29 protein-coding genes are annotated in these 26144 nt (G+C 74.8%); 6 read left to right on the top strand and 23 right to left on the bottom strand.

What is annotated here, in order from left to right; genetic code table 11:
- The first annotated feature begins 70 nt into the window (after positions 1–70).
- Both ACZ3KJ_RS28645 and ACZ3KJ_RS28640 read left to right on the top strand, forming a co-directional pair.
- Positions 71–448: a DUF2795 domain-containing protein gene (locus ACZ3KJ_RS28645; RefSeq protein ID WP_467531169.1), complete on the top strand. Its 378-nt coding sequence runs from the start codon at positions 71–73 to the stop codon at positions 446–448.
- A gap of 82 nt (positions 449–530) precedes the next feature.
- Entirely contained in the window at positions 531–1073 is a 543-nt protein-coding gene (locus tag ACZ3KJ_RS28640; protein ID WP_467531168.1) for a type 1 glutamine amidotransferase domain-containing protein, read from the top strand.
- Positions 1074–1176: 103 nt separating this feature from the next.
- Here the strand turns inward: ACZ3KJ_RS28640 and ACZ3KJ_RS28635 are convergent, their stop codons facing one another.
- The gene (locus ACZ3KJ_RS28635; RefSeq protein WP_389514640.1) at positions 1177–1515 is read right to left on the bottom strand and encodes a DUF6158 family protein; all 339 of its coding nucleotides are present in this window, start codon (positions 1513–1515) and stop codon (positions 1177–1179) included.
- Positions 1516–1573: 58 nt separating this feature from the next.
- Here ACZ3KJ_RS28635 and ACZ3KJ_RS28630 point away from each other — a divergent pair, with 58 nt between their 5' ends.
- Positions 1574–2677, top strand: coding sequence for a baeRF2 domain-containing protein (locus ACZ3KJ_RS28630; protein WP_467531166.1), 1104 nt, complete (start codon positions 1574–1576; stop codon positions 2675–2677).
- Positions 2678–2768: 91 nt separating this feature from the next.
- Here ACZ3KJ_RS28630 and ACZ3KJ_RS28625 read toward each other — a convergent pair whose 3' ends face one another.
- Together ACZ3KJ_RS28625 and ACZ3KJ_RS28620 are read right to left on the bottom strand one after the other, a co-directional pair.
- On the bottom strand, positions 2769–4388 hold the full coding sequence (locus ACZ3KJ_RS28625) for an ABC-F family ATP-binding cassette domain-containing protein (RefSeq protein WP_467531164.1): 1620 nt from the start codon (positions 4386–4388) through the stop codon (positions 2769–2771).
- 115 nt (positions 4389–4503) lie between these two features.
- Positions 4504–5193: a histidine phosphatase family protein gene (locus ACZ3KJ_RS28620; protein ID WP_467531163.1), complete on the bottom strand. Its 690-nt coding sequence runs from the start codon at positions 5191–5193 to the stop codon at positions 4504–4506.
- 341 nt (positions 5194–5534) lie between these two features.
- Here ACZ3KJ_RS28620 and ACZ3KJ_RS28615 point away from each other — a divergent pair, with 341 nt between their 5' ends.
- On the top strand, positions 5535–6356 hold the full coding sequence (locus ACZ3KJ_RS28615; protein WP_467531161.1) for a class I SAM-dependent methyltransferase: 822 nt from the start codon (positions 5535–5537) through the stop codon (positions 6354–6356).
- A gap of 63 nt (positions 6357–6419) precedes the next feature.
- Here ACZ3KJ_RS28615 and ACZ3KJ_RS28610 read toward each other — a convergent pair whose 3' ends face one another.
- The 15 genes from ACZ3KJ_RS28610 to ACZ3KJ_RS28540 form a co-directional block, all read right to left on the bottom strand.
- Positions 6420–6677 carry a gas vesicle protein K gene (locus tag ACZ3KJ_RS28610; protein ID WP_467531317.1) on the bottom strand — a complete coding sequence of 86 codons (258 nt, stop codon included), beginning with the start codon at positions 6675–6677 and terminating at the stop codon, positions 6420–6422.
- Between the two features lie 110 nt (positions 6678–6787).
- Positions 6788–6976, bottom strand: coding sequence for a gas vesicle protein (locus ACZ3KJ_RS28605; protein ID WP_389514651.1), 189 nt, complete (start codon positions 6974–6976; stop codon positions 6788–6790).
- On the bottom strand, positions 6973–7809 hold the full coding sequence (locus ACZ3KJ_RS28600) for a GvpL/GvpF family gas vesicle protein (RefSeq protein ID WP_467531159.1): 837 nt from the start codon (positions 7807–7809) through the stop codon (positions 6973–6975). The genes ACZ3KJ_RS28605 and ACZ3KJ_RS28600 overlap by 4 nt, the downstream gene beginning before the upstream one ends.
- Positions 7806–8147 (bottom strand): gas vesicle protein, encoded by a 342-nt coding sequence (locus ACZ3KJ_RS28595; protein WP_389514655.1) that lies wholly within the window; start codon positions 8145–8147, stop codon positions 7806–7808. Before ACZ3KJ_RS28595 ends, ACZ3KJ_RS28600 begins: the two co-directional genes overlap by 4 nt.
- Positions 8144–9331, bottom strand: a complete 1188-nt coding sequence (locus ACZ3KJ_RS28590) for an SRPBCC family protein (protein ID WP_467531158.1) — start codon at positions 9329–9331, stop codon at positions 8144–8146. The genes ACZ3KJ_RS28595 and ACZ3KJ_RS28590 overlap by 4 nt, the downstream gene beginning before the upstream one ends.
- Positions 9328–10026 carry a DNA primase gene (locus ACZ3KJ_RS28585; protein WP_467531156.1) on the bottom strand — a complete coding sequence of 233 codons (699 nt, stop codon included), beginning with the start codon at positions 10024–10026 and terminating at the stop codon, positions 9328–9330. Before ACZ3KJ_RS28585 ends, ACZ3KJ_RS28590 begins: the two co-directional genes overlap by 4 nt.
- Entirely contained in the window at positions 10023–10283 is a 261-nt protein-coding gene (locus ACZ3KJ_RS28580) for a gas vesicle protein GvpG (protein WP_389514659.1), read from the bottom strand. Before ACZ3KJ_RS28580 ends, ACZ3KJ_RS28585 begins: the two co-directional genes overlap by 4 nt.
- 36 nt (positions 10284–10319) lie before the next feature.
- Entirely contained in the window at positions 10320–11075 is a 756-nt protein-coding gene (locus ACZ3KJ_RS28575; protein ID WP_467531154.1) for a GvpL/GvpF family gas vesicle protein, read from the bottom strand.
- Positions 11072–11494, bottom strand: coding sequence for a gas vesicle structural protein GvpA (locus ACZ3KJ_RS28570; protein WP_467531152.1), 423 nt, complete (start codon positions 11492–11494; stop codon positions 11072–11074). Before ACZ3KJ_RS28570 ends, ACZ3KJ_RS28575 begins: the two co-directional genes overlap by 4 nt.
- A gap of 58 nt (positions 11495–11552) precedes the next feature.
- A complete protein-coding gene (locus ACZ3KJ_RS28565) occupies positions 11553–12011 on the bottom strand; it encodes a gas vesicle protein GvpO (protein ID WP_467531150.1) in 459 nt (152 codons plus the stop codon).
- 104 nt (positions 12012–12115) lie between these two features.
- Complete coding sequence (gene ligD / locus ACZ3KJ_RS28560; RefSeq protein WP_467531148.1) at positions 12116–13054, bottom strand: non-homologous end-joining DNA ligase; 939 nt, start codon at positions 13052–13054, stop codon at positions 12116–12118.
- Positions 13051–14898: a transketolase gene (locus tag ACZ3KJ_RS28555; protein ID WP_467531146.1), complete on the bottom strand. Its 1848-nt coding sequence runs from the start codon at positions 14896–14898 to the stop codon at positions 13051–13053. Before ACZ3KJ_RS28555 ends, ligD begins: the two co-directional genes overlap by 4 nt.
- A gap of 34 nt (positions 14899–14932) precedes the next feature.
- On the bottom strand, positions 14933–16588 hold the full coding sequence (locus ACZ3KJ_RS28550) for an FAD-dependent oxidoreductase (RefSeq protein WP_467531144.1): 1656 nt from the start codon (positions 16586–16588) through the stop codon (positions 14933–14935).
- A 603-nt stretch (positions 16589–17191) separates the two neighbouring features.
- Positions 17192–18214 (bottom strand): SDR family oxidoreductase, encoded by a 1023-nt coding sequence (locus ACZ3KJ_RS28545; protein ID WP_467531142.1) that lies wholly within the window; start codon positions 18212–18214, stop codon positions 17192–17194.
- A 48-nt stretch (positions 18215–18262) separates the two neighbouring features.
- Positions 18263–18736, bottom strand: coding sequence for a phage holin family protein (locus ACZ3KJ_RS28540; RefSeq protein ID WP_467531141.1), 474 nt, complete (start codon positions 18734–18736; stop codon positions 18263–18265).
- A gap of 154 nt (positions 18737–18890) precedes the next feature.
- Between ACZ3KJ_RS28540 and ACZ3KJ_RS28535 the strand changes: the two genes are divergently transcribed.
- Both ACZ3KJ_RS28535 and ACZ3KJ_RS28530 read left to right on the top strand, forming a co-directional pair.
- Positions 18891–19604: a hemerythrin domain-containing protein gene (locus ACZ3KJ_RS28535; RefSeq protein ID WP_467531139.1), complete on the top strand. Its 714-nt coding sequence runs from the start codon at positions 18891–18893 to the stop codon at positions 19602–19604.
- A gap of 10 nt (positions 19605–19614) precedes the next feature.
- Positions 19615–19971, top strand: a complete 357-nt coding sequence (locus ACZ3KJ_RS28530) for a VOC family protein (protein WP_467531137.1) — start codon at positions 19615–19617, stop codon at positions 19969–19971.
- A gap of 90 nt (positions 19972–20061) precedes the next feature.
- Here ACZ3KJ_RS28530 and ACZ3KJ_RS28525 read toward each other — a convergent pair whose 3' ends face one another.
- From ACZ3KJ_RS28525 to ACZ3KJ_RS28505, 5 genes are all read right to left on the bottom strand, one after another.
- Positions 20062–20622 carry a GNAT family N-acetyltransferase gene (locus tag ACZ3KJ_RS28525; protein WP_467531136.1) on the bottom strand — a complete coding sequence of 187 codons (561 nt, stop codon included), beginning with the start codon at positions 20620–20622 and terminating at the stop codon, positions 20062–20064.
- A gap of 160 nt (positions 20623–20782) precedes the next feature.
- Positions 20783–21703: a S66 peptidase family protein gene (locus ACZ3KJ_RS28520; RefSeq protein WP_467531134.1), complete on the bottom strand. Its 921-nt coding sequence runs from the start codon at positions 21701–21703 to the stop codon at positions 20783–20785.
- A complete protein-coding gene (locus tag ACZ3KJ_RS28515; protein ID WP_467531133.1) occupies positions 21700–23652 on the bottom strand; it encodes a prolyl oligopeptidase family serine peptidase in 1953 nt (650 codons plus the stop codon). The genes ACZ3KJ_RS28520 and ACZ3KJ_RS28515 overlap by 4 nt, the downstream gene beginning before the upstream one ends.
- A 16-nt stretch (positions 23653–23668) precedes the next feature.
- Positions 23669–24973: a M20/M25/M40 family metallo-hydrolase gene (locus ACZ3KJ_RS28510; protein ID WP_467531131.1), complete on the bottom strand. Its 1305-nt coding sequence runs from the start codon at positions 24971–24973 to the stop codon at positions 23669–23671.
- The gene (locus tag ACZ3KJ_RS28505; protein WP_467531130.1) at positions 24966–25799 is read right to left on the bottom strand and encodes a M55 family metallopeptidase; all 834 of its coding nucleotides are present in this window, start codon (positions 25797–25799) and stop codon (positions 24966–24968) included. The genes ACZ3KJ_RS28510 and ACZ3KJ_RS28505 overlap by 8 nt, the downstream gene beginning before the upstream one ends.
- Positions 25800–26144: the final 345 nt, after the last annotated feature.

The raw sequence follows: 26144 nt of genomic DNA, 5'->3' as shown, positions 1-26144 counted from the left end.
GGCCGCATCCGGTGTCGGCCGCCGCCCCCCGGGTACGCGGGGGGCCGACCCCTAAGGTCTGGAGGGAGACATGCAGCGAGGCAGTGACCGGCTGAGCGTCCACCGGGACGACGAGATGAAGCACGAACTGCAGGGTCTGCTCAGGTCCGGGCACCCCACGCGGTCCGAGGAGTGGCACGACCCGGAGCCGTCCGCCGAGGACGACCCGGAGGTCTGGGGCGGTCCGGTGGTGCCGGGCACCCCCCGGGCGTCGTTGGAGACCGTACGGCTGGAGCTGGCCCGCATCCTGGGCCGCAGTTCCTTCCCCGCGGGCGCGGAGGACCTCGCCCGCACCCTGCGCCGCAAGAACGCGCCGGACGCCCTCGTGGCGGCGGTACGGCGGCTGCCGCGCGAGCCGCGCTTCGCAAACGTGCAGGAACTGTCCGAGACGCTGGTCCGGGGCGACTGACGGGGCCGTGACCGGGCCACAGGAAGCACCGTGCCGGGGGTGTCACCGCCCCCGGCACGCCAGGAAAGGACGTTGAACGATCATGCGCATCGCGTTTCTGACCGCGCCCGAGGGCGTAGAGCAGGTCGAGCTGACCGATCCGTGGCAGGCCGCGGTGGACGCCGGCCACGAGCCCGTCCTGGTGTCGACGGCCTCCGGTGAGGTGCAGGCCTTCCACCACCTCGACAAGGCGGACACCTTCACGGTGGACGAGGTCGTCGGCGAGGCCTCCGCGGACTCCTTCAGCGGGCTGGTCCTGCCGGGCGGTGTCGCCAACCCGGACTTCCTGCGCACCGACGAGCGGGCCGTGGCGTTCGTCCGGGACTTCTTCGCGCAGGGCCGCCCGGTCGCGGCGATCTGCCACGCGCCGTGGACGCTCGTCGAGGCGGACGTGGTCCGCGGCCGCGTGCTGACCTCGTGGCCGAGCCTGCGCACCGATCTCGGCAACGCGGGCGCCACCTGGGTGGACGAGCAGGTCAAGGTGTGCGACCACGGGCCGAACAAGCTGGTGACCAGCCGCAAGCCGGACGACCTGAAGGCGTTCTGCGAGACGTACCTGGAGGTGTTCGCGCAGGAGGCCGGCTGAGGGCGTACGCCCACCGGTCACCGGCCCCTCTCCCCCGGCCGACCGGCCGTCCGGCCGACCGGGGGACACTGATCGATCGGTTGCCGGAACGGCCCCGGCGGGCTCAGGCCCCGCCGGGGCCGTCCGTTCTGCCCGGCCCCCACTTGCCGACCGGGGTCCGGCCACCGCCCGCGTCGGCCGGGGCGTCGGCGGCGTCGCGTTCCCGGGCGCCCTCGCGGGTGCGGCTCGCGGCGACGGAGCGGCGCGGATTCCGGCGCAGGTACTCGCCCTCCAGCTGGGCCATACGGTCGTTGTGGGCGCGCAGCGCGTCGTTCGAGCCGTACAGCAGGGTGTCGTGGCGCGTGCGGTGGATCGTCTCCAGCTCCTTCATGAGCTGCTGGTCGTCCAGCCGGTCCGGGTCGACTCCGGTCATGGTCGTGCCCCACTCGTCGTGTTCGTCCATGGGGTTCGGGTACCCGCGTGCGGAACACCGACCCTCGAGCGGCCTCCGGGAGGGAGCCATGGATCTCCGATTCCTGCATCCACTGTACGAACATTCCGGTCCCTGGGCCTCTGTGTACGTCGACACCTCCCGGCACACGGAGAGCACGCCCCACGAACGGCATCTCACGGCCTCGGCGCTGGCGCGGCGGCTCGCGGAGCAGGGCGCGGACGACGCCACCTGCCGGGCGGTGGAGAACGCGGTCGACGACCTGCGCCACTCCTCCGAACCGAACGGGCGGGCGCTGTTCGCCCGTGCCGGGCGCGTCGTCCTCGACCCGCCGCTGGCCCGGCCCCCGCGGGGCGACACGGCCGAGTGGGCGCCCCTGCCGCGGGTGGCCCCGCTGCTGGAGCTGGCCGGGCAGGACCCGGTGTGCGTGGTGGCGTACGTCGACCGCCGGGGCGCCGACTTCGAGCTGCGCAGCGGGCTGGGCCGGGAGGACGCGGGATCGGTGGCCGGCCGGCAGCACCCCCTGCACCGCACGTCGACCGCCGACTGGTCCGAGCGGCACTTCCAGCTGAAGGTGGAGAACACCTGGGAGCACAACGCGGGGGAGGTCGCCGGCGCGCTCGCCGACTGCCAGGAGGAGACCGGGGCCGACCTGCTGGTCCTGGTCGGTGACGACCGGGAGGTGCGGGCCGTGCGCGAGCGGCTGCCGCAGCGGCTCCGGGACCGCGTGGTCGAGGCCCGGCACGGCGCGGGCAGCCGGCTGCTGGACGAGGACGTCGAGCGGGCCCGGACCGAGCACACCCGGCACCGGGCGGAGGCCGAGCTGGACCGGTTCCTGGCCGCCCGCGCACCGGACGACGAAGGGCGTGCCGGTGCCGTGGAGGGCGTGCCCGCGCTGGTCGAGGCGGCCCGGGAGCACCGGATCGACGAGTTGCTGATCCGCGTCGACGGCCCGGACAACCACCGCGAGGTGTGGATCGGTGAGGACCCGGACCAGGTGGCCGTGCGCCGCGCGGAGCTCAGGACGCTCGGCGAGCAGAACGCGTGGGCGGCGCGGGCGGACGACGCGCTGATCCGCTCGGCGGTCGCCACGGACGCGCCCGTGCTCGTGGTTCCCGCGGCGGACGAGGAGGCCCCGGTGGGCGGCCTGGGCGCGCTGCTGCGCTGGAAGTGACGTTTCCGCCCGGGACGTTTCCATCCGGGAGCGGAAGTGATGTTCCGCCCGGGGAGCCCCTGGGGAGCCGGTGGCACCGCCGCCCGTGGGATCAGCGGGCCCGCTCCACGCGCCGCTCGTCCCACACCGGCTCCGGGGTCTCCCGGACCCGGCCGTCGCTGCCGAAGACCAGGTAGCGGTCGAAGGAGCGGGCGAACCAGCGGTCGTGGGTGACGGCGAGGACCGTGCCGTCGAAGGCCTCCAGGCCCTCCTGGAGGGCTTCGGCGGACTCCAGGTCGAGGTTGTCGGTCGGCTCGTCGAGCAGCAGGGCGGTGGCGCCCCGCAACTCCAGCAGGAGGATCTGGAAGCGTGCCTGCTGGCCGCCGGAGAGCCGGTCGAAGGACTGCTCGGCCTGCTGGGTCAGCTCGTAGCGGCGCAGCCGGGACATGGCCGCGCCCCGGTCCTGGGAGTGCTCCTGCCACAGGATGTCGAGGAGGGTGCGGCCCTGGAGTCCGGGGTGGGCGTGGGTCTGGGCGAAGTGCCCGGGGACGACCCGCGCGCCGAGCTTCCACTCCCCGGTGTGCGCCACCTCCTCCCCGGCCAGCAGGCGCAGGAAGTGCGACTTCCCGGAGCCGTTGGAGCCGAGGACGGCGACGCGTTCGCCGTAGAACACCTCCAGGTCGAAGGGGTGCATCAGCCCGGTCAGTTCGAGGCCCTCGCAGGTGACGGCCCGGACGCCGGTGCGGCCGCCCTTGAGGCGCATGGTGATGTCCTGCTCGCGCGGCGGCTCGGGCGGCGGGCCCGCCTCCTCGAACTTGCGCAGCCGGGTCTGGGCGGCCTGGTAGCGGGAGGCCATCTCGTGGCTGACGGCGGCGGCCTGACGGAGGTTCAGGACGAGCTTCTTCAGCTGGGCGTGCTTCTCGTCCCAGCGCCGGCGCAGTTCCTCGAAACGGGCGAAGCGTTCGCGGCGCGCCTCGTGGTACGTGGCGAAGCCGCCGCCGTGCACCCAGGCGTCGGCGCCGGCGGGCCCCGGCTCGACGGAGACGATCTTCTCGGCGGCGCGGGAGAGGAGTTCGCGGTCGTGGGAGACGAAGAGGACCGTCTTGCGGGTCTCCTTCAGCCGCTCCTCCAGCCAGCGCTTGCCCGGCACGTCGAGGTAGTTGTCGGGCTCGTCGAGCAGCAGCACCTCGTCGGTGCCGCGCAGCAGCGCCTCCAGCACCAGCCGCTTCTGCTCACCGCCGGACAGGGTGCGCACCTGCCGCCACTGCGCCTTCTCGTACGGCACGCCGAGCGCGGCGGTGGTGCACACGTCCCACAGCGTCTCCGCCTCGTACCCGCGGGCCTCGGCCCAGTCGGCGAGGGCCTGCGCGTACGCGAGCTGCGCGGCCTCGTCGTCGACGGTCATGAGGGCGAGCTCGGCCCGGTCGACGGCGCGTGCGGCCTCCCGGATGCGGGGCGGCGCGACCGACACCAGCAGGTCCCGTACGGTCGTCTCGTCCCGTACGGAGCCCACGAACTGGCGCATCACGCCGAGCCCGCCGCTGACGGTGACGGTGCCGCCGTGCGGCTTCAGCTCGCCGGAGACCAGCCGCAGCAGGGTGGTCTTGCCGGCGCCGTTGGGCCCGACGAGGGCCACGACGGCGCCCTCGCCCACCCGGAAGGACACATCGCCGAGCAGCGTCCTCCCGTCGGGGAGGTGGTACTCGAGGTGCGCGGCTTCCAGATGTCCCATGAAGAGGCATTCTGCGGGCCGCCCGCGGGCGACGGCAAACGCGTATGACCGCGGGCCGCGCCCGTACCGGCCCCGGCACGGGGGGCCGTCGGCCCGCGGGACGGGAGGCGGAGGCTTACCCGCCCGTCCAGCCCACCGGCTCGCCCGCCGGTCCGCCGTCGCCCACCGGCTCGCCCGTCGGTCCGGGCTCGCCCTCGGGGGCGACGGTCGCGCCCGCCCAGGTCAGGGCCTTCCAGCCGTCGGCCGGGGAGCCCTCCAGGACGACCACGCCGGTGTTGGCCAGACGGCGGGCGGCGGCGAAGGGGACGTCGACGTTGTGGGCGCGGGCGGCCGTCCAGGTGCGGATGGCGGCGCCGTGGCTGACCAGGACGACGCAGGCGGCGCCGCTGTCGGCGGCCTCGGCGACGACGGCGTCGTAGCGGGCGAGGAACTCGGCTCCGTTCTCCCCGCCCGGCATGCGCAGTCCGGTGTTCCCGGCCGCCCAGGCCAGGGCGGTGCGCAGGTAGAGCTCGCCGTGTCCGAGGTCGCCCGGCAGCATCTCCAGGTCGCCCGCGGAGATCTCCCGCAGGCCGTCGCGCACGCGTACGTCGAGGCCGCGGGCCGCGGCCAGCGGGGCGGCCGTGAGCTGGGTGCGCACGAGGGTGGAGGCGTAGAGGGCGTCGACGTCCTCTCCGGCGAGGACCTCGGGCAGCGCGGCGGCCTGCCGCTCGCCGAGCGCGGTCAGTCCCGGCCCGGGGACGGCGGTGTCCAGCAGGTGGTCCACGTTGGAGGGCGTCTCGCCGTGGCGGACGAGCATCAGGCGCATGCGGTCGGCCTCCGGGTCTTCGGCGCGCCGCCCCGCGTCGCCGGGCGGGAAACGGCCACCCCAGGGTACCCGCGCGCCCTGACACCCGACGCCGGCCCGACCGCCCTCGTCCCCGGCCGGTACGCGCCGCACGACGGGCTGCTCGCCGAACCGCCCGGGGCCCTGACACCGTGCCGGCATCCGCGGAAACCGCATTGACGGACCGTCAGTTTTCACTGACACTCCATCAGTCCACATCGCAGGACGACTTGTCTCATCATTCGGTTGGGAGCGTACGGTGACGGTGTCGCCCCCGGACTCCCCGGAGCCCGGGGACCGGTCCGTCGAGAAGGGGCACAGCCATGCCGGAAGCACGGGAGACCGCCGTCTACACCCACGGGCACCACGAGTCGGTGCTCCGCTCGCACACCTGGCGGACCGCCGCCAACTCCGCGGCCTACCTGCTCGGCTCACTGAAGCCCCACATGAAGATCCTGGACGTCGGCTGCGGTCCGGGCACCATCACCGCCGACCTGGCGGCCCTGGTCCCCGACGGACACGTCACCGGCGTCGACCACGCCCCGGACATCCTGGACCCGGCGCGGGCCACCGCCGCGGAGCGCGGCCTGACCAACACCGACTTCGCGGTCGCCGACGTCCACGCCCTGGATCACCCCGACGACACGTTCTGCGTGGTCCACGCCCACCAGGTCCTCCAGCACGTCGGCGACCCGGTGCAGGCGCTGCGCGAGATGCGGCGCGTCACCCGGCCCGGCGGGTTCGTCGCCGTACGGGACTCCGACTACGCGGCCATGACCTGGTACCCCGCCTCGCCCGGCCTGGACGACTGGCAGGAGCTGTACCAGCGGGTGGCCCGCGCCAACGGCGGTGAGCCGGACGCCGGCCGGCGCCTGAAGTCCTGGGCGCTGGCGGCCGGCTTCACCGACGTCACGGCCACCTCGGGCACCTGGACGTTCAGCACCCCCGAGGAGCGGGCCTGGTGGAGCGGGCTGTGGGCCGACCGGACCGTCGCCTCCGCCTACGCCGAGCGCGCCGTCAGCGGCGGCCACGCCACCGAGGAGCAGTTGCGGGCGGTGGCGGAGGCCTGGCGGGCCTGGGGAGAGCGGGAGGACGGCTGGTTCGCCGTCCTGCACGGAGAGGTGCTGTGCCGGAAAGACGTCTGATCCGCGGATGAGACCAAAGCCCGTCACTCCCGGGGAGGCCGTGTCAGTCCCGGGGAGGCCGTGTCACTCCCGGGGGAGCAGCGGTCCGAGCGGCCCGAGGTCCAGGTTGAGGTCCTCGGGACGCAGGCCGTAGCGGTCACGCAGCTCGGCCATGCGGTCGTCCAGCAGCATCAGGGTGAGCCCGATGCGTTCCTCCTGCTCCTCGGTCAGATCGCCCTCGTCGAAGCGGCGCAGCGCCTGCCGTTCCATCAGCTGGCGCAGCAGTTCGACCACGGTGAGGACGAGTTTGACCAGGTCGCGCTCGACGGTGTCGGGCTCCAGGTCGAGCCGGTTGCGCCGCGGGCGCGCCGGAGCGGCCCCGTCGGGCGCGCCCCTGCCGGGCCCGTCGGTCGTGCCCGGGGACTTCGGTGCGTCGGGCGTGTCGGGAGCGGTCACGCCGACTCCTCCCAGGGCGACGCGACGTTCCTGTTCACGGAACTGATGAGGGCGTTCAGGTCGATCCGGACCAGGTCCACGTCCGCGATGCGCAGGGTGATGTCCCCCGTGATGACGACCCCGCCGGCCAGCAGCCGGTCGAGCAGGTCGACGAGCGCGATCTCACGCCGTTCCACGACGGTCATGACCGCTCCTCCTCGGTGTCCCGGACGGTGGCCGTCCCGCTCTCCCCACCGCTCCCGCCGCCTTCCCCGACATCGGGGTCCACGAAGGAATAGGCCGCCCACGGTCCGGTGAGCTCCACGCGCATGCCGGATTCCTCGCCCTTCGTACGGTCCACGATCTCCACGAACTCCTCCGACTGCCCGCGCGGGACCAGATAGGCGGCGTTCAGCACGTTCTTGCCGGAAGCCCGGGACAGGGCCGGGTTCTGCGGCGGATGGAGGCGGGCGGCGTCGGCCCGCTCGGAGAGCAGGGAGTGCAGCCGGCCGGCGAACCGCTCGGCCCGCTGCCAGGCGTCGTCGTCCGCCCTGGCGCGCCGGCGGCGCTGCATCAGGTAGTCCCGGCCGGAGGCGGGCTTCGCCGGAGCCGCGGCCGCCGCCTCCTCCCGGGCGTCGCCCCCGGCCTCGACGTACACCTTCACCCCCCACTCCACCCGGCCCCCCAGCCGGTCCAGGGTGCGCCGGAAGTCCTCCTCGCGCTCCTCGATCATCACGCGGACGCCGCTGTCGTCCCGGAAGACGGTCGCCAGCCGGAGCGGCAGGGGCGTGGTGACCGCCGTGAGCGCGTCGATCACCTGCTGGTGGCCCCGGGCGGTCGCGGAGAGCCAGTCCAGGTCCTCCAGGTGCGCCCGCAGCGGCTCCTCGGCGAAGTCACGCTCCGGCACGGCGCTGACGACCGCGACGAGACCGTGGTGGTGCACCAGCTTGGCGGGCGCGCCGCCGACTCCCGTCAGCTCGGCCTGGAGCGGCGCGCCGAAGGGGCGGCAGACGGCGTACACGTACCGCAGTGCGGTCATGGGGACTCCTCCCGCGCACGGGTCCGACCGGGTTCCAGCTCCTCCAGCCGCGCCAGCCGCTCACGCAACTCGGCGTTCTCACGCGCGAGTTCGTCGCGGCGGGCGCGGCTGGACAGCGCCGGGTCGGTCTCCCACCAGTCGATGCCCATCTCCTTGGCCTTGTCGACCGAGGCGACGATGAGACGGAGCTTGATCGTGAGCAGTTCGATGTCGAGCAGGTTGATCCGGATGTCGCCGGCGATGACGATGCCCTTGTCCAGGACACGTTCCAGGATGTCGGCGAGGTTGGCCCCGCTGCCCTGGCCGTACGGCTCCGGCATCCGGCTCGGCATGCTCATCGACGGCTCCCGCCCTTCTCACGCGCCGCCTCTTCGTCCTCGTACTCGTCCTCGTCCTCGTACTGCTCGTCGCCCTCGGGCTCCCGCTCCTCGTACTCCTCCTCGGGCTCCTCCTCGTCGTACTCGGACTCGGGCTCCTCCTCGTAGCCCTCGCCCTCGTCCTCCTCGCCTTCCTCGCCTTCCTCGCCTTCCTCGGCCTCCTCGGCCTCCTCGGCCTCGCCGGCCTCCTCCTCGGCGTAAGGAGCTTCCTCCTCCTCGCCGCGTTCCCCGCCGCCGCGTTCCTCCTCCTCGCGCTCCTCGCCTTCCTCCGCGAGGGCGTCCTCGTGGGAGCGGACGACCTCGCCGTCGCGGATCTCACCGCGCCAGCTGTCCTCCGCCTCCCCCTTCAGGGTGATGAAGCGGGCGAAGTTCTTCAGGTCGAGGCGGGCGCGGCGGCCCTGGGCGCGCCAGATGTTGCCGGTCTTCTCGAAGAACCCCGTGGGGTAGTACTCGATGACCAGCAGGACGCGGGTGAGGTTGTCGGCCAGCCGGTGGAAGGAGACGACGCCCTTCGTGGTGCCCTTGGCGCCCTCGGAGGCCCAGGAGATCCGGTCGTCCGGGACCTGCTCGGTGGTCTTCGCCTTCCAGCTGCGGTTGGACCACCAGACCTTCACCTGCCAGTCGCTGGTGGTGTCGTCGGCGCGGCTCGCGCTCTTGACGCCCTTGGCGAAGGTGCTGAAGTCCTGGTACTGGGTCCACTGGTCGTAGGCCGTGCGCAGCGGCACGCCGACGTCGATCTGTTCCAGGATGACGGTGGGCTTCTTGCCCGCGCTGCGCTTGCGCTTGCTCTTGCCGCCGGCGCCGAGGTTCTTCAGCGCGCCGGTCACGCTGTCCTTGGCGCGGGAGGCGCCGAGTTCCAGCGCGGTGCGCAGCGGGCCCTTGCCCTCGGCCAGCTTGCGGCCGCCGTCCAGGGCCAGCTTGGCGAAGCCGGGGCTCTTGCCCTCGGCGATGTCGTTCAGCTTGCCGGTGGTCTCGCCGAGCTTGCGGCCGACGCCGACCAGCATGCGCTGGGCCTGGGCGGCGAGGTACTCCTGCACCTCCGCCTTCAGCCGCTCGGCGGCCTCGCTCTGCGCGACGCCGGCGAGCGGATTGCCGCCGGTCGCCTTGCCCGCGGCGGACTTCGCGGAACCCAGGGTCTCGGTCATCGCTCACCGCCTCCCTTCGCTCCTCGGGCGCGGGACACCGTCCTGGCCGCCGCCTTCTTGGCCGCGGCGGTCTTCTTCGCGGCCAGCGCCGGCGCCTTCTTGACGGGGGCCTTCTTGGCCGGGGCCTTCTTGGCGGCCCTCTTCTCCGGAGCCCGCTTCTCGGGGGCCTTCTTCGCCGCCGCCTTCTTCCGCGGCGGCTCACCGCCCTCGTCCTCCGGCTCCTCGTCCTCCGGCCCCTCGTCCCGGGGCTCCGCGTGCTCGGGCTCCTCCTCCGGCGGCTCCTCGTCCTCGTCCTCGTCGTACGCGTCGTCCTCGTCGTACGCGTCGTACTCGTCCTCGTCGTCCCGCCGCCCGCGCGTGCCGGGGACGTCCGGGACGACGCCCGAGAGCTGGTCGCGGACCTGGGCGGTACGGCCGTGCAGCCGGTCGGCGATGGCGTTGACCTGCCGCTCGACCATGGCGCCGGAGGCGGCCTTGCCGACGCCCCGCAGATCCTGGCGGAGCTGGTCGCCGATCTCCTTGAACTGGGGGTTGTCCCGCAGTTGCTGCGACAGCAGGTCGGCCACCGCCCGCGGGGTCAGGTTCAGCCGCTTCCCCGCCACCATGGAGCCGACGGCGAGCGCCAGCTTCATCTTCTTCGTACGCCCGAGGGCGTATCCGGCCCCTATCGCGAGGCCCAGTCCCACTCGGTTCATCGTGCCGTCCCGTCCGTTCCCGCGCTACGTCGCGTGGCGATCTCCAGCCGGTCGAGGAGTTCGTCCTCCCTCTGGTCGAACTCCTCCTCCGTGATCTCACCGGCCTCCAACTGCTCCTCCAGGCGGGAGAGTTCGGCCCGGACCGTGGCAGGGTCGTAATAGATCCGCTCCGCCTCGCGGAGCACCTGCCCGATCACCCATCCGCTGCCGCGCACCGGTGCGAACGGCAACAGCAGCACCTCCGAGATCAGCCCCATCTCCCGCACCTCCGCTCGTTCCGTGCGTGTTCCGTGTCAGTCCACGGCCGTCGTCCCCGCGGGCTGGGCCGGGCCGGGCTCGACGAAGCTGTACGGCGGCAGCGGGCCGTTGAGGCGCACGTCGAGGTGCGGCCGCTCCTTGCGCAGGTCCTCCACCGCGTTCGCGAACTCCGCGGCCCGGTCCCGTGCCACCAGGAACGACACGTTGGCCAGCCAGCCCGAGGACTCCGGGCCGATGCTGACGGCGGCGGCCAGCGGCTCCAGGGCCTGCTGCACCTCGGCCGCGTCCTGGGCCTCACGGGCCTTCACCGCCGCGGCCACCATCTCGCCGAGCTGGAGCCGCTGCTCGTACGTGCCGCCGCCGGCCTGCCGGTTGGCCTCGGCGAGGGCCCGCAGCTCGGGGCTCTCCGCCATGACCTGGTGCAGCACGGCCTCCTCGATGTGGGTGGCCTTCACGTTGTACTCGACCTTGCCGTCGAGGGCCCGCAGGCGCTCCTCGTAGTGTTCGGCGCGCTCGGCGAGCACCCCGGTGACGGCCGCGTCGTCGGGGGCGACGCTGCCGAACCGCATCGGCAGCACACAGCCCTCCGCGCCGGCCTCGGCGAGGACGTTCTGGTGGGCGAGCAGTTCCCTGCGCTTGGGCCGCAGGTCCTCCGGCGCGTCGCTGACGATCGCCGCCAGCCCGCCCTCGGTCAGCACGCGCACGGGCGTGGGCGGCTCGCCCACGCCGGCCAGCCCCTCGGGGAGCGTCGTCTGCGAGCTCGCGGTGATGCCGTAGACGTACGTGCTCACTCCTCGTCCTCCTTCCTGCGGGAGGAGGTGGCCCGGCGGGCACGCGGCCGCTCGGCCTGGCTCTCCTCACGGGCCTGCTTGAAAGCGCCGGAGATGGTCTCGGCGGCACCGGAGAGCGCGCCCTTGGACTTGCCGCGCGCGCCGGACTCGGTGATCTGGCCGACGACGTCGGGCAGCCCCGGGCTCTTGCGCGGGCCGGCCTCCAGGTCGAGGCGGTTGCACGCCTCGGCGAAGCGGAGGTAGGTGTCGACGCTGGCCACGACGACCCGGACGTCGATCTTCAGGATCTCGATGCCCACCAGGGAGACCCGCACGAACGCATCGATGACGAGCCCCCTGTCCAGGACGAGCTCCAGCACGTCGTAGAGGCCGCTGCTGCCGCCCCCGCCGCCGGACTGTGTTGCCGGAACAACGGTCATACCGACCGCGCCTCCTTGTCTTGTGGATGGTGTTCTGGTGTGGCTGCGGGCCTGCGGCCTAACGGCCGCCGGGCCGATGTGCGTCGGCCCGCCCGCGTTCGTAACGGCGGACCCGCCGGTAGCCGGTGAGCTGGCCCTGCGGGTCGAGTTCGACCTGGTAGCTCGCCATCAGGCTCATCGTGTCCGGAACCCTGAGGAGCTCCAGCACCTCGACCTCCAGCGACCAGCCGTCCTCCGTCTGCTCGAAGGACGAGACGCTCTCGGCGGTCATGCCGGTCAGCTCCGCGAGCTGGCTGCGCGCCTCGCGCAGGATCTCCATGGGCGTGGGCCGGTCGTCCGCCACTTCCTCGTCCTTGTCGTTCGAGTCGTTGGAATCGTCGGAATCGTTGGAGTCGTTGGAATCGTTCGGGTCGCTCGGGTCGCTCGGGTCGCTCGGGTCGCTCGGGTCGCTCGGGTCGCTCGGGTCGTTCGGTTTTCGTGCAGTGTGCGAATGCCCTGTGTGTCTTGTGTTCGCCATGGCCACCTCTTCCTCCGGGTGGCCGGTAGGTCCTTGGCCAAACCTTCACGAACGCATGCGTCTGCGCCGCCGGACGGACGGGCTGCGTACCGGCGGTCGGTGTATCAACCACGCAGGGCGTCGAGGCGGCGCCGGGCCGGCCCCAGGGCACGGCCGCGGCGGCCGGTCACGCCCGACCACGGGTTCGTACGGGCCTGCTCGACGGCGTCCGCGACGGTCCAGCGGCGCGGGCCGAGGGCGGGGTCGTCGAGCTGCTCCCAGGTGATCGGTGTGGCGACGGGCGCGCCGGGAAGGGCGCGCACCGAGTAGGGGGCGACGGCGGTCTGCGCGTACGCGTTGCGCTGCACGTCGAGGTAGAGGCGGCCGCCGCGGTCCTTCTTGCGGGCCTCGGTGGTCAGCCGGTCGGGGTGCTCGGCGGCGAGCAGGACGGCGGCGTCCCGGGCGAAGGCGCGGACCTCGTCGAAGTCGTGCCGGCCGTCGAGGGGGACGACGACGTGCAGGCCGCGTGAGCCGGTCGTCATCGGCGCCGACGGCAGCCGGAGCTCGTCGAGCAGGCCGCCCGTCCACCGGGCGGCCTCGCGGACGGCGCCGAAGTCCTCGCCGCCGGGATCGAGGTCGAAGACCATCACGTCCGGGCGGTGCGGGTGGCCGGCCCGCGAGAGCCAGCGGTGCAGGGTGACACAGGCCTGGTCGGCGAGGAGGACGAGGCCGGCGGAGTCGTCGCAGACGGTGTGGAGGACGGTGCCGTCCTCCTTGGGCACCTCCACCCTGGTGATCCACTCCGGGTAGTGCTCGGGGGTGTTCTTCTGCATGAAGCGCGGCCCGTCGACGCCGTCGGGGTGCCGCTCCAGCATCAGGGGCCGGCCGCGCAGGTGCGGCAGCATGAACGCGGCCACCGACCGGTAGTAGGCGACGAGGTCGCCCTTGGTGTACTCCCTCGCGTTCCCCTCGCCGGGGAAGAGCACCTTGTCCGGCCGGTGCACCTCGACGGTGCGGCGGCCCGCGCGCACCCTGCGGATGCCGGGGCCGTCGCCCGCCGTCACGGCACGACCGCCGTCTCCACCAGCAGCCGGGCGGAGGCGGCGATCGACTCGGCGTCGATCCCGGCCGCGTGGAGCTGTTCGTCCGGGCTCGCCGAGCCCGGCATCGTCCGCACGGCCAGGCGCGCCAGGCGGGGCACCGGCCGGCCGTCGGTGAAGGCGTCCAGGACGGCGTCGCCGAGGCCGCCCTCCGCGTGGTGGTCCTCCACGGTCACCAGGCAGCCGGTCTCCTCCGCGGCCCGCCGCAGGGTGACCCGGTCGACGGGCTTGACCGAGTACAGGTCGATCACGCGCACCGGGACGTCCTCCCCGGCCAGGGCGTCGGCGGCCTTCAGCGCCTCGTGCACGGTGACGCCGGCGGCGACCAGCGTCAGCCGGTCCCGTTCGGAGGAGCGCAGCACCTTGCTGCCGCCCACCGGGAACTCCTCGTCGGGCCCGTAGAGCACGGGGGCGGCGCCGCGCGAGGTGCGCAGGTAGCGGATGCCGTCCAGGCCGGCCATGGCGGCGACCAGACGGGCGGTCTGGTGGGCGTCGCACGGGTACAGCACCGTCGAGCCGTGCACGGCCCGGAACATCGCCAGGTCCTCCAGCCCCATCTGCGAGGGCCCGTCCTGCCCGATGGAGACCCCGGCGTGCGAGCCGACCAGGTTGATCCCGGCCCCGCTGATCGACGCCATGCGCACGAAGTCGTACGCGCGGCTGAGGAAGGCCGCGAACGTGGACGCGTACGGCACCCAGCCGCGCGTCGAGAGGCCGACCGCGGCGGCCACGAGCTGCTGCTCGGCGATGTAGCACTCGAAGAACCGCTCGGGGTGTTCCTTGGCGAAGAACTCGGCGCGGGTGGAGTCGCTCACCTCGCCGTCGAGGGCGACGACGTCGGAGCGGGCGGTGCCTAGGGCGGCCAGGGCCCGGCCGTAGGCGTCGCGGGTGGCGACCTCCTCGCCCCGCTCCCAGCGGGGCAGGTCGAGCGGGCCCGTGGAGACGGAGTGCAGCATGCGGGCCGCGGACGGCTCGTGCACCCGGACGCGCAGGTCACGGGGGCCGCCGAGTTCGGCGATCGCCTCCTCGGGCTCCTTCAGCGGCTTGCCGTGCAGGCCCTCTCGGTCCTCGACGGCCTCGACGCCCTTGCCCTTGAGGGTGCGGGCGAGGATCGCGGTGGGCTGGCCCTTCGTGGACCGGGCCTCGCCGTACGCGCGGTCGACGGCGTCGACGTCGTGGCCGTCGAGCTCGACGGTGTGCCAGCCGAAGGCCTGGAAGCGGCGGGCGTAGGCGTCGAGGTCGTGGCCGTGCCGGGTCGGGCCGCGCTGGCCGAGCCGGTTGACGTCGACGATCGCGGTGAGGTTGTCCAGGTGCTCGTGGCCCGCGTGCTCGGCGGCCTCCCACACCGAGCCCTCGGCCAGCTCGCTGTCCCCGCACAGCACCCACACGCGCGCCTCGGAGCGCTCCAGCCGCTGCACCGCCAGGGCGATGCCGACGCCCACCGGCAGCCCCTGGCCGAGCGAGCCGGTGGCGGTCTCCACCCAGGGCAGCCGCTGCGGCGTGGGGTGCCCTTCGAGCCGGCTGCCGAGCGCGCGGAAGGTGAGCAGCTCGTCGTCGCCGACGGCGCCGGCCGCCTTGTAGGCCGCGTACAGCAGCGGGGAGGCGTGGCCCTTGGACAGGACGAAGCGGTCGTTGCCCGGGTGGGCGGGGCGGTCGAAGTCGTAGTGGAGGTGGTTCGCCAGCAGTACGGCCATCAGGTCGGCGGCGGACATGGAGGACGTCGGGTGCCCGGAGCCCGCAGCGGCGGAGGCGCGGACGCTGTCCACGCGCAACTGCTGTCCGAGGGCAGTGAGTTCGGCGGTGTCCATCGGGTTACTGGTCTCCTTTCGAGGAGGCTCGCGGTCAGGCGTCGGGGTCGGGGGCGGGGTCGGCGCGGCGCTCGGGACCGGGGTCGGGCTCGTGCCCGCCGGGAGGCGCCCCGGACCGGCGGCCGTCGGAGGGCCGCGGCCCCGGGGGCTCCTCGTGCGGGGAACGCCTGGCGGTCTCCGGGGTGGGCGCGACGACCGCCCCGGTGTCGTCGTCGCCCCCCGCGCCGGTGTCGCCGCCCGCCCCGTGCTGAGGATGCCTGGCGGTCTCCGGGGTCGGCGCGACGACCGCCCCGGTGTCGTCGTCGCCTCCCGCGCCCGTGTCGCCGCCCGCCTCCGGGGCGAGGGCGGCCCCCGGTCCGGAGGACGCCGAGGCACGGTGTCCGGGTCGGTCGGGGACGCGGGTCAGTTCCGGCGACGCCGTGTCCAGCGGCACCGCCCACGAGCGGACGAGGCCCAACTGGACGGCCTGGCGCGGCAGGACGGCGTCCAGCAGCCAGTCGGCGGCGACGCGGACGCGGTTGCCGGGCATGGCGGCGAGGTGGTAGCCGCGGGTGACCGCGCCGGCCGGCAGCCCGGAGAGCGGGACGCCGAGCGGGTTGGCGGCGGCCTTGACCCCGCCGAGGTCGACGACGAACCCCTTGTCCTTGTGCCGGTAGGGCCGCAGCGTGCCCCCGGTCAGGGAGGCCGCGACGTTGTGTCCGGCGGCCCTGCCCTGCCGCCAGGCGTGCTGGGCGGTCATCGGCGTGTACTGCCCCGGCTTCTCCAGGTCGGGCACGGCGGCCGCGTCACCGCAGGCGAACACCTCGGGCCGGCCCGGCACCCGGAGCGTGGGCTCGACGAGGAGCCGGCCGCGTTCCATCGGCAGTCCCAGGGACTCGGCGAGCGGATCGGGCCGTACGCCCACGCACCACACCAGGGTGCGGGTGTCGACGAACGCGCCGTCGGTGAGCAGGACCCCGTCGCGGGTGGCCTCCTTCACGGAGGTGCCCGTGCGCACGTCGACGCCCCGCTCGCGCAGCACCCGGTCGGCGGTGCGCGAGAGCCGTTCGTCCAGCTCGGGCAGGACCCGCTCGGCGACGTCGAGGAGCAGCCAGCGCGGCCGCATCCCCGTGGCCGGCGGGTGCGCGCGGGCCAGCGCGTCGGTGAACAGCTGCCCCTGCGCGGCGACCTCGGTGCCGGTGTAGCCGGCCCCGACCACCACGAACGTGCAGCGCGCCGCGCACTCCGCGGCGCTGTCGGCGACGGCGGCGAGCTCCGTCTGACGGGTGACGTGGTCGCGCAGGTACAGCGCCTCGGGCAGACCGCGGAAGCCGTGCGCGTGCTCGGCGACGCCGGGGATGGGCAGCAGCTTGTTGACGCTGCCCGCGGCGAGCACCAGCCGGTCGTAGGCGAGCGCGCCCGGTTCGCCCTCCGGGCCGGTGTACCCGACGGTGCGTCCGTCGAGGTCGATGCGGTCGGCCTCGCCGAGCACCAGCCGCACCCCCGGCAGGGTGCCGGTGAGGGAGACGGTGACCCGGCGGGGTTCGAGGATGCCGGCGGCCACCTGGGGCAGCAGAGGCAGGTACAGGAAGTAGTCGGTGGGGTTCAGCAGGGTGATGTCGGCCCGGCCGCGGGCCACCCGCGTCAGGGTGCGGGCCGTCCGGTACCCGGCGAAACCGGCTCCGACGATCACGATGCGGGGTCGACTCACGGGTTCGCCTCCGGCTGGGGTTCCCCACGCCCTCGCGGCGCGGGGAGCGTGTCGTACGAGGCTTTCCGCGTCCCCCTGGCCAGGACCGCCAAACGTCCGGGACCCCGGCGCGGGGGCGCACGCCCACCGCTTCTCCGGGCCGCGCCGCCGGGCACCGGGGCGCGGTCGGGCCCCGGTACCGCCCGGCACGTCGGCGGAGCTGTTCGGGCCACGACGGGTCGGGGGCGGGTGCCGCGTACCGGGCACCGCGAGGGGGCGGGCGCGGCGTACCGGGCGCCGCGAGGGGGGCGGGCGCGGCGTACCGGGCGCCGCGAGGGGGGCGTACCGCGCGCCACGGGGTCAGGCAGCACGTGCCGGGCACCGCGGGAGACGGGCACCTCGTGGCAGGCGCCACGGGGTGGGACGCCGCGCGCCGAGCGGCGCGCGAGTCGGGCGCGGCATACCGAGTTCCACGGGGTCGGCACCCCGTACCCGGCACCACGGGAGCCGGGCGCCGCGTACCCGGCACCACGGGAGCCGAGCGCCGCGTACCCGGCACTACGGGAGCCGGGCACCCGGTACTCGGCGCCACCGAGCCGGCCGCCCCGCGCCAAGCGCCGCAGGTCAGCCCCTGTCGCGTCGCCGTAGGCTCGCGGTGAGTGCCGTGCCCACGCCTGCGGCCAGCAGACCGGCGGCCATTCGGTTCCGGTTGCGTGAGAGCCACTCCTGCGGGGCCCGGGTGGCGGACTCCTCGTCGAAACGGCCGTGGGCGCCGAAGTCGTGGCCGTGGGGGCCGTCGGCCGGGCTCCACAGGTTGCCGGGCCCGCCGGCCGCGGAGCCCGTCTCCCGGCCGTGCCGGTCCCGCGGTTCCTGCTGCGCGTCGAAGCCCGTCCGGGCCAGGTAGCGGTCGAGGAACCCGGGGGCGACGGCGTTGGCGAGCAGGGTCGCCGCCGTGGAGGCGCCCACCCAGTACTCCCGCCGCCGCGCGTGGCCCGCGGCGTGCACGACGGCCCGCGCGGCGACCTCCGGCTGGTACACGGGCGCCACGGGCCGGGGCCGTCCCGGCATGCGGTTCACCACCCAGTCGAACTGGGGGGTGTTGACGGCGGGCAGCTGCACCATCGTCGTGCGCACCCGGCTGCCGCCGTGCAGCAGTTCGCACCGCAGCGACTCGTTGAACCCCTGGATGGCGTGCTTGGCGCCGCAGTACGCCGACTGCAACGGCACCCCGCGGTAGGCGAGCGCGGAGCCGACCTGCACGATCGTGCCGCGGTCGCGCGGCAGCATGTGGCGCAGGGCGGCACGCGTGCCGAACACGTAGCCCAGGTAGGTCACTTCGGTCACCCGGCGGAACTCGTCGGGGGTGATCTCCGTGAAGGGGGCGAACACGCCGGAGAAGGCGTTGTTGACCCACACGTCGATGCGGCCGAACGCGTCCGCGACCTTCTGCGCCGCGTCCTCGACCGCCTTGGCGTCGGCCATGTCGACGCTCACGACGAGCGCCTCACCGCCGGCGCGCTGCACGTCGTCCGCCGCGGCGGCGAGGCCCTCACGGCCCCGCGCCAGGAGGGCGACCCGGTCGCCGCGCGCGGCGAAGGCACGGGCCGTGGCCCGGCCGACGCCGCCACTGGCCCCGGTCACCACCACGGCCCGTCCCCGGCCGGCCGCCGTCGTCCCGCGCGTCCGCACCCGGCATCACGCCCGGTGGTGCGGCGACTCGGGGTCGGTGTCACCGGGGCGCGGTGCCGCGCCGGGCGGGGTGGGCGGCATGGGCGGGTACGGCATGCCGAGGCCGCCGGCCGGCCCGGTGGGGGTCACCCCGGCGGCCGTGGGGCCGTGCGGGGCCGACGCCGTGCTCTCGTGGTGGGCCGGGTGCCGGTGCGGCCGGGCGGCGCCGCGCAGCACGTACGCCAGGACGCCGAGGATCGCCGCGGTGATCAGCGCGGCGGCCCAGTCCGGCAGTCCCGTGGCGAGCCCCAGCCCCACGGCCAGCGCGACGGCGGCACCCGCGTACAGGGCGAGGGCGCCGGACGCGGCGTACAGCATGGCCGTGCGGCGCTGCTTGCGGGTCTGCTCGCGCAGCTCCTCGCGGATGGTCTCGCGTGCCACCTGCGCCAGTTCGTCGACGAGATGCTTGTCCAGATGCTCCAGGTGATCGATGCGCTCCATGGAATGCGGGTACCCGGGGCGTCGGGCGCGTAACGCCGACGGGCCGCGGGGGCGCCCGGCGGCCCGGTGCGTCGTGCGTCGTGCGCCCCGGCAGGCGCGGTTCACCGTCTCGGGGGAGCGCGCGGTTCACCGTCTCAGGAGAGAGCTCAGGTCGATGTCCGAGCGAAGCGACGTGGTGGAGCTGCTGGTGGAGCAGCACGCGCGCATCCGGGAGCTGTTCGCGGAGGTGGCGCGGGCCGGGGGCGAGGAGCGCAGGCGCGCCTTCCAGGACCTGGTCCGGCTGCTCGCGGTGCACGAGACCGTCGAGGAGGAGGTCGTCCACCCCTTCGTGCGCAGACACCTGCGCGGTGGTGCGCGCCTCGCCGGGAGGCGGATCGCCGAGGAGGCGCGGGCCGGGCGGGCGCTGGCCCGCCTGGACGCCGTGGAGCCGGACTCGCCCGCCTTCCCCGGTCTGCTCGCGGCCCTGCGCCGGGAGGTGCTGGCGCACGCCGCCGCCGAGGAGCGGTACGAGTTCCCGCGCCTCGACCAGGTCGCGGACGGGGGCGGGCTGGCGACGCTGGCCCACGCCGTCCGCGCGGCCGACGCGCTCGTGCCCACCCGGCCGCATCCGGCCACGGTCACCGGCGCCGTGCGAGGCGTCGGTCCGGAGCCGGACGCCGGCCCCGCGCCGGGCGGCCGGAGCGCGGTCACCGGGGGCGGGCGGGGCGATCCGGGCACGGACACCGGCAGCGGGCGGCGCGATCCGGACACCGGCAGCGGGCGCGCGGCGGCGGCCGCGGGGCCGCGGGCGGCCGGCCGGCGTGCGCGGGACGGCCGGACGGCGAGGGGATGGCGTGAAGGATTCTCCCCCACGGGCCGCCCCCGTTAGGCTCCTCGCCATGGACATCCTGGGAGCCACGCTGCGTGTCTGCGTCGACGATCTCGAGGCCGCCGTCCCCTTCTACGAGCGTCTGGCCGGCGCCCCGGCACTACGGTTCGGGCGCGGTGGTGTGGAGGTGGCGGCGGTCGGCTGCTTCCTGCTGATGAGCGGGCCGGAGAGCGAGCTGGAGGTGCTGCGCAAGGTCACGGCGACGATCGCGGTCACGGACGTCGACGAGGCGTACAAGCGGCTCACCGAACTGGGGGCGGAGGTGCTGGCGGGGCCGTTGGCGACGCCGGTGGGCCGCAATCTGATCGCCCTGCACCCCGACGGTTCGGTCTACGAGTACGCCGAGACCGCCGACCGACGGCCGTGACGGGGGCGCCGCTCGGGACCGGCCCAGCGCGCGGACACCGACGCCGGTCGGGCGCCCGCCGTCCCGTCCGGGGCGGGACGGGACAGGCGGTCAACCGGAAGGCCGGGAGGTCCACATCTCGACGGTGAGCGCCCACCGCTCGTGGTCCCGCCACCCCCCGTCGATGTAGATCATCTTCGGGGAGAAGCCCTCCCGGCGGAAGCCGCAGGCCCGGGCGAGGGCGATGGAGGCGGCGTTGCCGGGCTGCACGTTGATCTCCAGCCGGTGCAGCCGCAGCGGCCCGAACGCGTGTCCCACCACGAGGTCGAGCCCTTCGCGCATCAGTCCGCGTCCGGCGGCGTGCGCGAAGGCACCGTAGCCCAGCGCACCGCACTGGAAGCCGCCCTCGACGATGTTGTTGATGTTGATGAAGCCGGCGATGGCGCCGTCGTCCAGCGTGCACACGAGGAAGCCGGCCTTCGTGGGGTCCTTGATGAGCCGGCCGGCGTACGCGGTGTACGCGTGGGTGGTGGCCGGCGGGAACAGCCACGGGTGGTGCAGGTCCTTGCTCTCGCGGACCCGCGCGGTGAACTCGGCACCGTCCGCGTAGGTGAAGTGGCGTATGCCCACGCGGGGGCCCTCGGCGAGGTAGCGGGAAGCGGTGTGCGGCACCGGCCCAGCCTACGACGGGGGCGGCCGTGGCGCTCCGCCGCCGGGCCTGGGTCCTGTCGCCGGGCCTGGGTCCTGTCATCAGGCCCGGCTCCTGTCATCAGGCCCGGGTGCTGTCCTCGGGCTCCCGTCCGCCCTGCCGGAGCGGCGACGCGGCCCTCGTTCACCGCAAGGCGGGCTCGTCGAGGGTGAGTGTGCCCGTGTCGGCGTCCAGTTCGGCGTGCACCCCGAAGGGCACGGTCAGCGCTCCCTCGCAGTGGCCGAAACCGAGCTCCTCCACGACGGGCACCCCGAGCCCGCCGAGCCGGTCGGCGAGGACCGGCCGCAGGTGCTCGTAGGGCCCGCAGCGGTCCCAGGAGCCGAGCGCGACGCCCGCGACGCCGTCCAGCCAGCCGGTGCGCAGCAGGTGGGTGAGCGTCCGGTCCACGCGGTAGGGCTGCTCCCCCACGTCCTCCAGCAGGAGCAGCCCGCCGCGGGCGCCGGGACGGGTGTGCGGGGTGCCCTGGCCGGTGGCGATGAGGGTGAGGCAGCCGCCGAGGGTGACGCCCCGGGCGCGGCCGGGTGCCAGGCCGGTGCCGGAGGAGGTGAGCGTGCGGACGGTCTCGGGGGCGAACAGGGTGGCCTTCAGGTGGTCCTGGGCGCGGGCGTCCTTGGCGAGGTCGCCGCCGGCGACGGGCCCGTACAGGGTGACCAGGCCGAGGCGGACGGCGAACGCCTCGTGGAGCGTGGTCGCGTCGCTGAAGCCGACGAACACCTTGGGGCCGGCCGCCCGCATCGCGTCCCAGTCGAGCAGGTCGACCATGCGCTGGGCGCCGTAGCCGCCGCGCGCGCAGACGACCGCGTCGACGGCCGGGTCGCACCAGGCCCGCTGGAGGTCGGCGGCCCGGTCCGCGTCGGTGCCCGCGAGGTGGCCGAGCGTGCCGTGGCGGTCCAGCACGTGCGGGGCGGGCCGCGGGTCGAGGTCCCAGCCGCGCAGCACGTCGAGGCCGGCCTGGAGCCGTTCCTCGGCGACGGGTCCGCTGGGTGCGACGACGGCGACCCGGGCGCCGGGGGCGAGCCGGGCGGGCCGCACGAGGTCCTTCACTGCGTGAACTCCAGGGTCGGGATACCGGGCGGACGCAGCCCGAACACCTGAGCGTACAGGGCGAGCTCGGCCTCCAGGGCGCGCACCATCGTCGTCGCCCGCCGGAAGCCGTGCCCCTCCCCCTCGAAGGTGAGGTGGGCGTGCGGCACCCGGCGTCCCGCGAGGCGGGCCAGCAGGCGTTCGGCCTGGGCGGGCGGGCAGATCGGGTCGTCCAGGCCCTGGAGCAGCAGGAACGGCACGCCGATCCGGTCGGCGTGCTCGGCGGGCGAGCGTTCGGCGTAGCGGGCGGGCACCTCGGCGAGCGGTCCGACGAGGGTGTCGAGGTAGCGGGACTCGAAGTCGTGGGTGCCGCCCGTCGCCCAGGCCACCGGGTCGAGGACCGGGTAGGCGAGAGTGCCGCAGGCGTAGACGTCGGTGCCGGCCAGGGAGGCGGCGGCGGTCCAGCCGCCGGCGCTGCCGCCGCGGATCGCCAGCCGCCGCCGGTCGGCGGTGCCCTCCTCGGCGAGGGCGAGGGCGACGGCCGCGCAGTCCTCGACGTCGACCACGCCCCACCGCTCCCGCAGCCGGTCCCGGTACTCCCGCCCGTAGCCGGTCGACCCGCCGTAGTTCACCTCGGCGACGCCGATGCCGCGGGAGGTGAAGTAGGCGATCTCCAGGTCCAGCACGAGCGGGGAGCGGTCGGTGGGTCCGCCGTGCGCCCGCACCACGTACGGGGGCAGCTCGGCGTCCGGGGCGGCGCAGCCGGGGTGGTGGGGCGGGTAGACGTGGGCGTGGACCTCCCGGCCGTCGGGGCCGGCGAAGGTGCGGATCCGGGGTTCCGGGTAGTAGGCGGGGTCGACGGTGTCGTGGTGGGCGGCGCCGACGACGCGGGCGTGGCCCGTGCGGACGTCCAGTTCGACCACCTCGTGGGCGCTGCGCGGGCTCGCCCCGACGGCGACGACCCGTTCGCCGTGCGCGGCGAGCGTGGGCGCGAACTCGGTCCACGGCCCGGCCGCGTCGACGACCTCGCCGGTCTCCGGGTCGAGGACGCCGAGCCGGGCGGCCCCGCGGCCGTGGACGACGGCGACGAGCCCGCCGTCCAGCGGGGCGAACCAGGACAGGCCCGGCTTCCACAGGGGCCCGGCGAACTCCTCCGCGCGGGGGCAGACCGGCTCGTGGTCGCGGTACAGGTTCCACCAGCCCGTGCGGTCGCTGGTGTGGAGCAGACGGCCGTCCGCCGACCAGTCGACCTGGGCCACCGACTCCCGCGGTCCGCCCGCCACGACCTGTGCCGGGCCGAACGTCCCGTCGGCGCCGACCTCGGCGACGACGGCCTCGGTGCCGTCCCACGGCATCCACGGATGGTCCCAGGCCAGCCAGGCGGCCCGCCGGCCGTCCGGGGAGAGCCGCGCCCCGGTGACGAACCGCCGCCGCCCGTCGGTGAGTTCGCGCACCGCCCGGCGGTCGTCCGCGGCCGATCCGTCCAGCGGTACGGCGGCCAGGACGCGGCGGACGTCGGTGGGCCCGTCGCCGGTGAACTCCTCCAGCACGCACCACACCTCGCCCCGCTCCGGCAGCACCCGGGGCTCCGCCCAGCGCAGTCCGCCGCCCACCGCCGAGACCGGGGTCAGCGGCCGGGGCGTGCCGCCGGGCTCGAAGGCGTACAGCCGCTGGTCGTCGAAGTGGGTGAACACCACGAGGGGCCCTTGCCCGTGCGGTACGCCGGTCCAGGGCCGGCCGCCGTACTCCTGGACCCGGCTGCGCACGTTCCAGGGTGCGGGCAGGACCGGTTCCTCGCCGCCGTCGGCGCGTCGCCGCACGAGGGTGCGCCGGCCGCCCTCGGCGGGCCGGGGCGCCGTCCACCACACCTCGTCGCCGACGAAGCCGACGTACTCGGGGCGCCCGTCGTGCGCGGCGGCGAGGCCCGCGTCGAGGGGCGAGGGCCAGGAGCCGTACGGCAGGATCTGCACGCTGTCCCCCGCTCGCCTAGGCCGTCCGCAGGAAGCGGTCGAGGACGCGGACGCCGAAGTGGAGGGCGTCGACGGGGACGCGTTCGTCGACGCCGTGGAAGAGGGCCTGGTAGTCGAAGCCCTCGGGCAGGCGCAGCGGCGCGAAGCCGTAGCCGGTGATCCCGAGCCGCGAGAACTGCTTGGCGTCCGTGCCGCCGGACATGCAGTACGGCACCACGTGCCCCTCGGGCGCGAACTCCTCGACGGCGGCGCGCATCCCGGCGAACGTGGGCGAGTCCAGGGGTGCCTGGAGGGCGACCGTGCGGTGCACGTACTCCCAGTCGACGTCGGGGCCGGTGAGGTCGTCGAGGGTCGCGCGGAACTCGTCCTCGCCGCCCGGCAGGAAGCGTCCGTCGACGTGGGCGACGGCCTCCCCGGGGATCACGTTGACCTTGTAACCGGCGTCCAGCATGGTCGGGTTGGCGCTGTTGCGGACGGTCGCCGCGACCAGTTCGGCGGCCGGCCCGAGCTTGTCCAGCAGGGCGTCGACGTCGTCGAGGCAGGGGTCGACGCCGTAGAGGACGGCGAGTTCGGTGAGCGCGGCCCGCACGGTCGGGGTGAGGCGCGGCGGCCACTCGTACGCGCCGATGCGGGTGATCGCGGCGGTGAGGCGGGTCACCGCGTTCTCCCGGTTGACCTTGGAGCCGTGCCCGGCCCGGCCGCGCGCGGTCAGCCGGAGCCAGCCGGTGCCCCGCTCGCCCGCCGCGATGGGGTAGATCTCGCGTCCGGCGCCGTCGTGGAAGGTGAACGCGCCCGACTCGCCGATGGCCTCGGTACAGCCCTCGAAGAGGTGGGGGTGCTCGTCGGCGAGGAAGCCGGCGCCGTCCTCGGCGCTGGCCTCCTCGTCGGCGGTGAAGGCGACGACGAGGTCGCGCCGGGGGCGGACGCCGGCACGGGCCCAGGAGCGGACGACGGCGAGGATCATCGCGTCCATGTTCTTCATGTCGACCGCGCCCCGGCCCCACACCACCCCGTCGCGCACCTCGCCGGAGAAGGGGTGCACGGTCCAGTCGGCGGCCTCGGCGGGCACGACGTCGAGGTGACCGTGGACGAGCAGCGCGTCCGCGGCCGGGTCGGTGCCCTCGATCCGCGCGACGACGTTGGTGCGGCCCGGGGTGCGTTCGAGGAGCACCGGTTCGACGCCCGCCTCCGCGAGCAGCGCGGCCGCGTACTCGGCGGCGGGCCGCTCCCGGCAGTCCCCGCCGCCCCGGTTGGCGGTGTCGATCCGGATGAGGTCGGAGGTGAACCGCACGACCTCGTCGTACGACCGGGCGTCAGCCATACTGCTCCTCCATCGCGGCCGAGACGATCGTCGTGACGGCCTTGAACGTGCGGATCCCCTCGTACATGGTGCCGCTGGTGTACGCCACCTTGCGCTCGCCGGTCCGGGCGACGCCCGGCACGACGGTGGCGGCCATCGCGAGGTGTTCGGCGTCGAACTCGACGGCGACCGTGAACGGCCCTGCCTGCACCGGCTCGTGGCGGACGGCGAGCCGCGCGGCGTCCTTCGCGGCCGCGCGGATCTCGGCCGCGGTGCGGGCCGGCGTCCGGCACACGGCCGCGTACCGCGACACATGGTCCTTGACCGCCACCTTCAGCGCCTCCGGCGCGTACCCGAGCGCGTCCTCGCAGGCCACGTCGTCCCCGGTGACCAGCACCACCGGCACCCCGTACCCGGCGACGACCCGCGCGTTGAGCAGCCCCTCGCTGGCCCGTACGCCGTCCAGCCACACCCCGGTGATGGAGTTGGCGAGGTAGGTGTGGGCGAGGACACCCTCCATGCCGGCGCCCGCGTGGTAGCCGACGAACGCGACGGCGTCGACGTCGCCGTGCTGGACGCCCTCCACCATGGACAGCGCCTTGTGCCGCCCGGTGAGCATCTGCGCCCGCTCGTCGAGCCGTTCGAGGAGCAGGTTGCGCATGGTCCAGTGCGCCTCGTTGACCAGGACCTCGTCGGCGCCGCCGTCGTAGAAGCCGCGGACGGCGGCGTCGACGTCCGAGGTGAACAGGGCACGGCACCGCTCCCACTGCGGCGTCCCCGGCAGCACGTCGGCCGGCCAGGTGACGCCGGTGGCGCCCTCCATGTCGGCGCTGATGAGGATCTTCATGCCGTGTCACGTTACGTGATGTGCGGGCCCGTGCCGCGTCCGCCGGGACATGCCCCCCGTATCGGCATATGCCAAGAGAAGACGCGAAGGGACCGTTTCCGGCCGTCGGCGCTACTCTCGCCCTCCGAGCCGTGACCGGCCTCACACGGGGGGACACCGATGACGCATCCGGCCGAACCCGCCGTCATGGCGCTGCGCACCCGGACCCGCGCGAAGCGCTCCGGCCGGACGGAGCGACCGAACCGGCCGGGGCACCCGCATCGGGCCGGGCACCCGCGCCGGGCCGGGCACGCGCACCGGGCCGGGCACGCGCACCGGGCCGGGCACGCGCACCGGTGCGGGTGC

The organism is Streptomyces sp. NPDC003248, assembly GCF_055563235.1.
The sequence above is the reverse complement of the archived record's forward strand: the minus strand, read 5'-3'. Positions and strand labels throughout refer to the sequence as shown.

Bases quoted from the DNA above. Each gene is read 5' to 3' on its own strand.
- ACZ3KJ_RS28645 (WP_467531169.1), top strand. From the start codon at position 71: ATGCAGCGAGGCAGTGACCGGCTGAGCGTCCACCGGGACGACGAGATG.
- ACZ3KJ_RS28640 (WP_467531168.1), top strand. From the start codon at position 531: ATGCGCATCGCGTTTCTGACCGCGCCCGAGGGCGTAGAGCAGGTCGAG.
- ACZ3KJ_RS28635 (WP_389514640.1), bottom strand. From the start codon at position 1,515: ATGGACGAACACGACGAGTGGGGCACGACCATGACCGGAGTCGACCCG.
- ACZ3KJ_RS28630 (WP_467531166.1), top strand. From the start codon at position 1,574: ATGGATCTCCGATTCCTGCATCCACTGTACGAACATTCCGGTCCCTGG.
- ACZ3KJ_RS28625 (WP_467531164.1), bottom strand. From the start codon at position 4,388: ATGGGACATCTGGAAGCCGCGCACCTCGAGTACCACCTCCCCGACGGG.
- ACZ3KJ_RS28620 (WP_467531163.1), bottom strand. From the start codon at position 5,193: ATGCGCCTGATGCTCGTCCGCCACGGCGAGACGCCCTCCAACGTGGAC.
- ACZ3KJ_RS28615 (WP_467531161.1), top strand. From the start codon at position 5,535: ATGCCGGAAGCACGGGAGACCGCCGTCTACACCCACGGGCACCACGAG.
- ACZ3KJ_RS28605 (WP_389514651.1), bottom strand. From the start codon at position 6,976: ATGACCGTCGTGGAACGGCGTGAGATCGCGCTCGTCGACCTGCTCGAC.
- ACZ3KJ_RS28600 (WP_467531159.1), bottom strand. From the start codon at position 7,809: ATGACCGCACTGCGGTACGTGTACGCCGTCTGCCGCCCCTTCGGCGCG.
- ACZ3KJ_RS28595 (WP_389514655.1), bottom strand. From the start codon at position 8,147: ATGAGCATGCCGAGCCGGATGCCGGAGCCGTACGGCCAGGGCAGCGGG.
- ACZ3KJ_RS28590 (WP_467531158.1), bottom strand. From the start codon at position 9,331: ATGACCGAGACCCTGGGTTCCGCGAAGTCCGCCGCGGGCAAGGCGACC.
- ACZ3KJ_RS28585 (WP_467531156.1), bottom strand. From the start codon at position 10,026: ATGAACCGAGTGGGACTGGGCCTCGCGATAGGGGCCGGATACGCCCTC.
- ACZ3KJ_RS28580 (WP_389514659.1), bottom strand. From the start codon at position 10,283: ATGGGGCTGATCTCGGAGGTGCTGCTGTTGCCGTTCGCACCGGTGCGC.
- ACZ3KJ_RS28570 (WP_467531152.1), bottom strand. From the start codon at position 11,494: ATGACCGTTGTTCCGGCAACACAGTCCGGCGGCGGGGGCGGCAGCAGC.
- ACZ3KJ_RS28565 (WP_467531150.1), bottom strand. From the start codon at position 12,011: ATGGCGAACACAAGACACACAGGGCATTCGCACACTGCACGAAAACCG.
- ACZ3KJ_RS28555 (WP_467531146.1), bottom strand. From the start codon at position 14,898: ATGGACACCGCCGAACTCACTGCCCTCGGACAGCAGTTGCGCGTGGAC.
- ACZ3KJ_RS28540 (WP_467531141.1), bottom strand. From the start codon at position 18,736: ATGGAGCGCATCGATCACCTGGAGCATCTGGACAAGCATCTCGTCGAC.
- ACZ3KJ_RS28535 (WP_467531139.1), top strand. From the start codon at position 18,891: ATGTCCGAGCGAAGCGACGTGGTGGAGCTGCTGGTGGAGCAGCACGCG.
- ACZ3KJ_RS28530 (WP_467531137.1), top strand. From the start codon at position 19,615: ATGGACATCCTGGGAGCCACGCTGCGTGTCTGCGTCGACGATCTCGAG.
- ACZ3KJ_RS28510 (WP_467531131.1), bottom strand. From the start codon at position 24,973: ATGGCTGACGCCCGGTCGTACGACGAGGTCGTGCGGTTCACCTCCGAC.
- ACZ3KJ_RS28505 (WP_467531130.1), bottom strand. From the start codon at position 25,799: ATGAAGATCCTCATCAGCGCCGACATGGAGGGCGCCACCGGCGTCACC.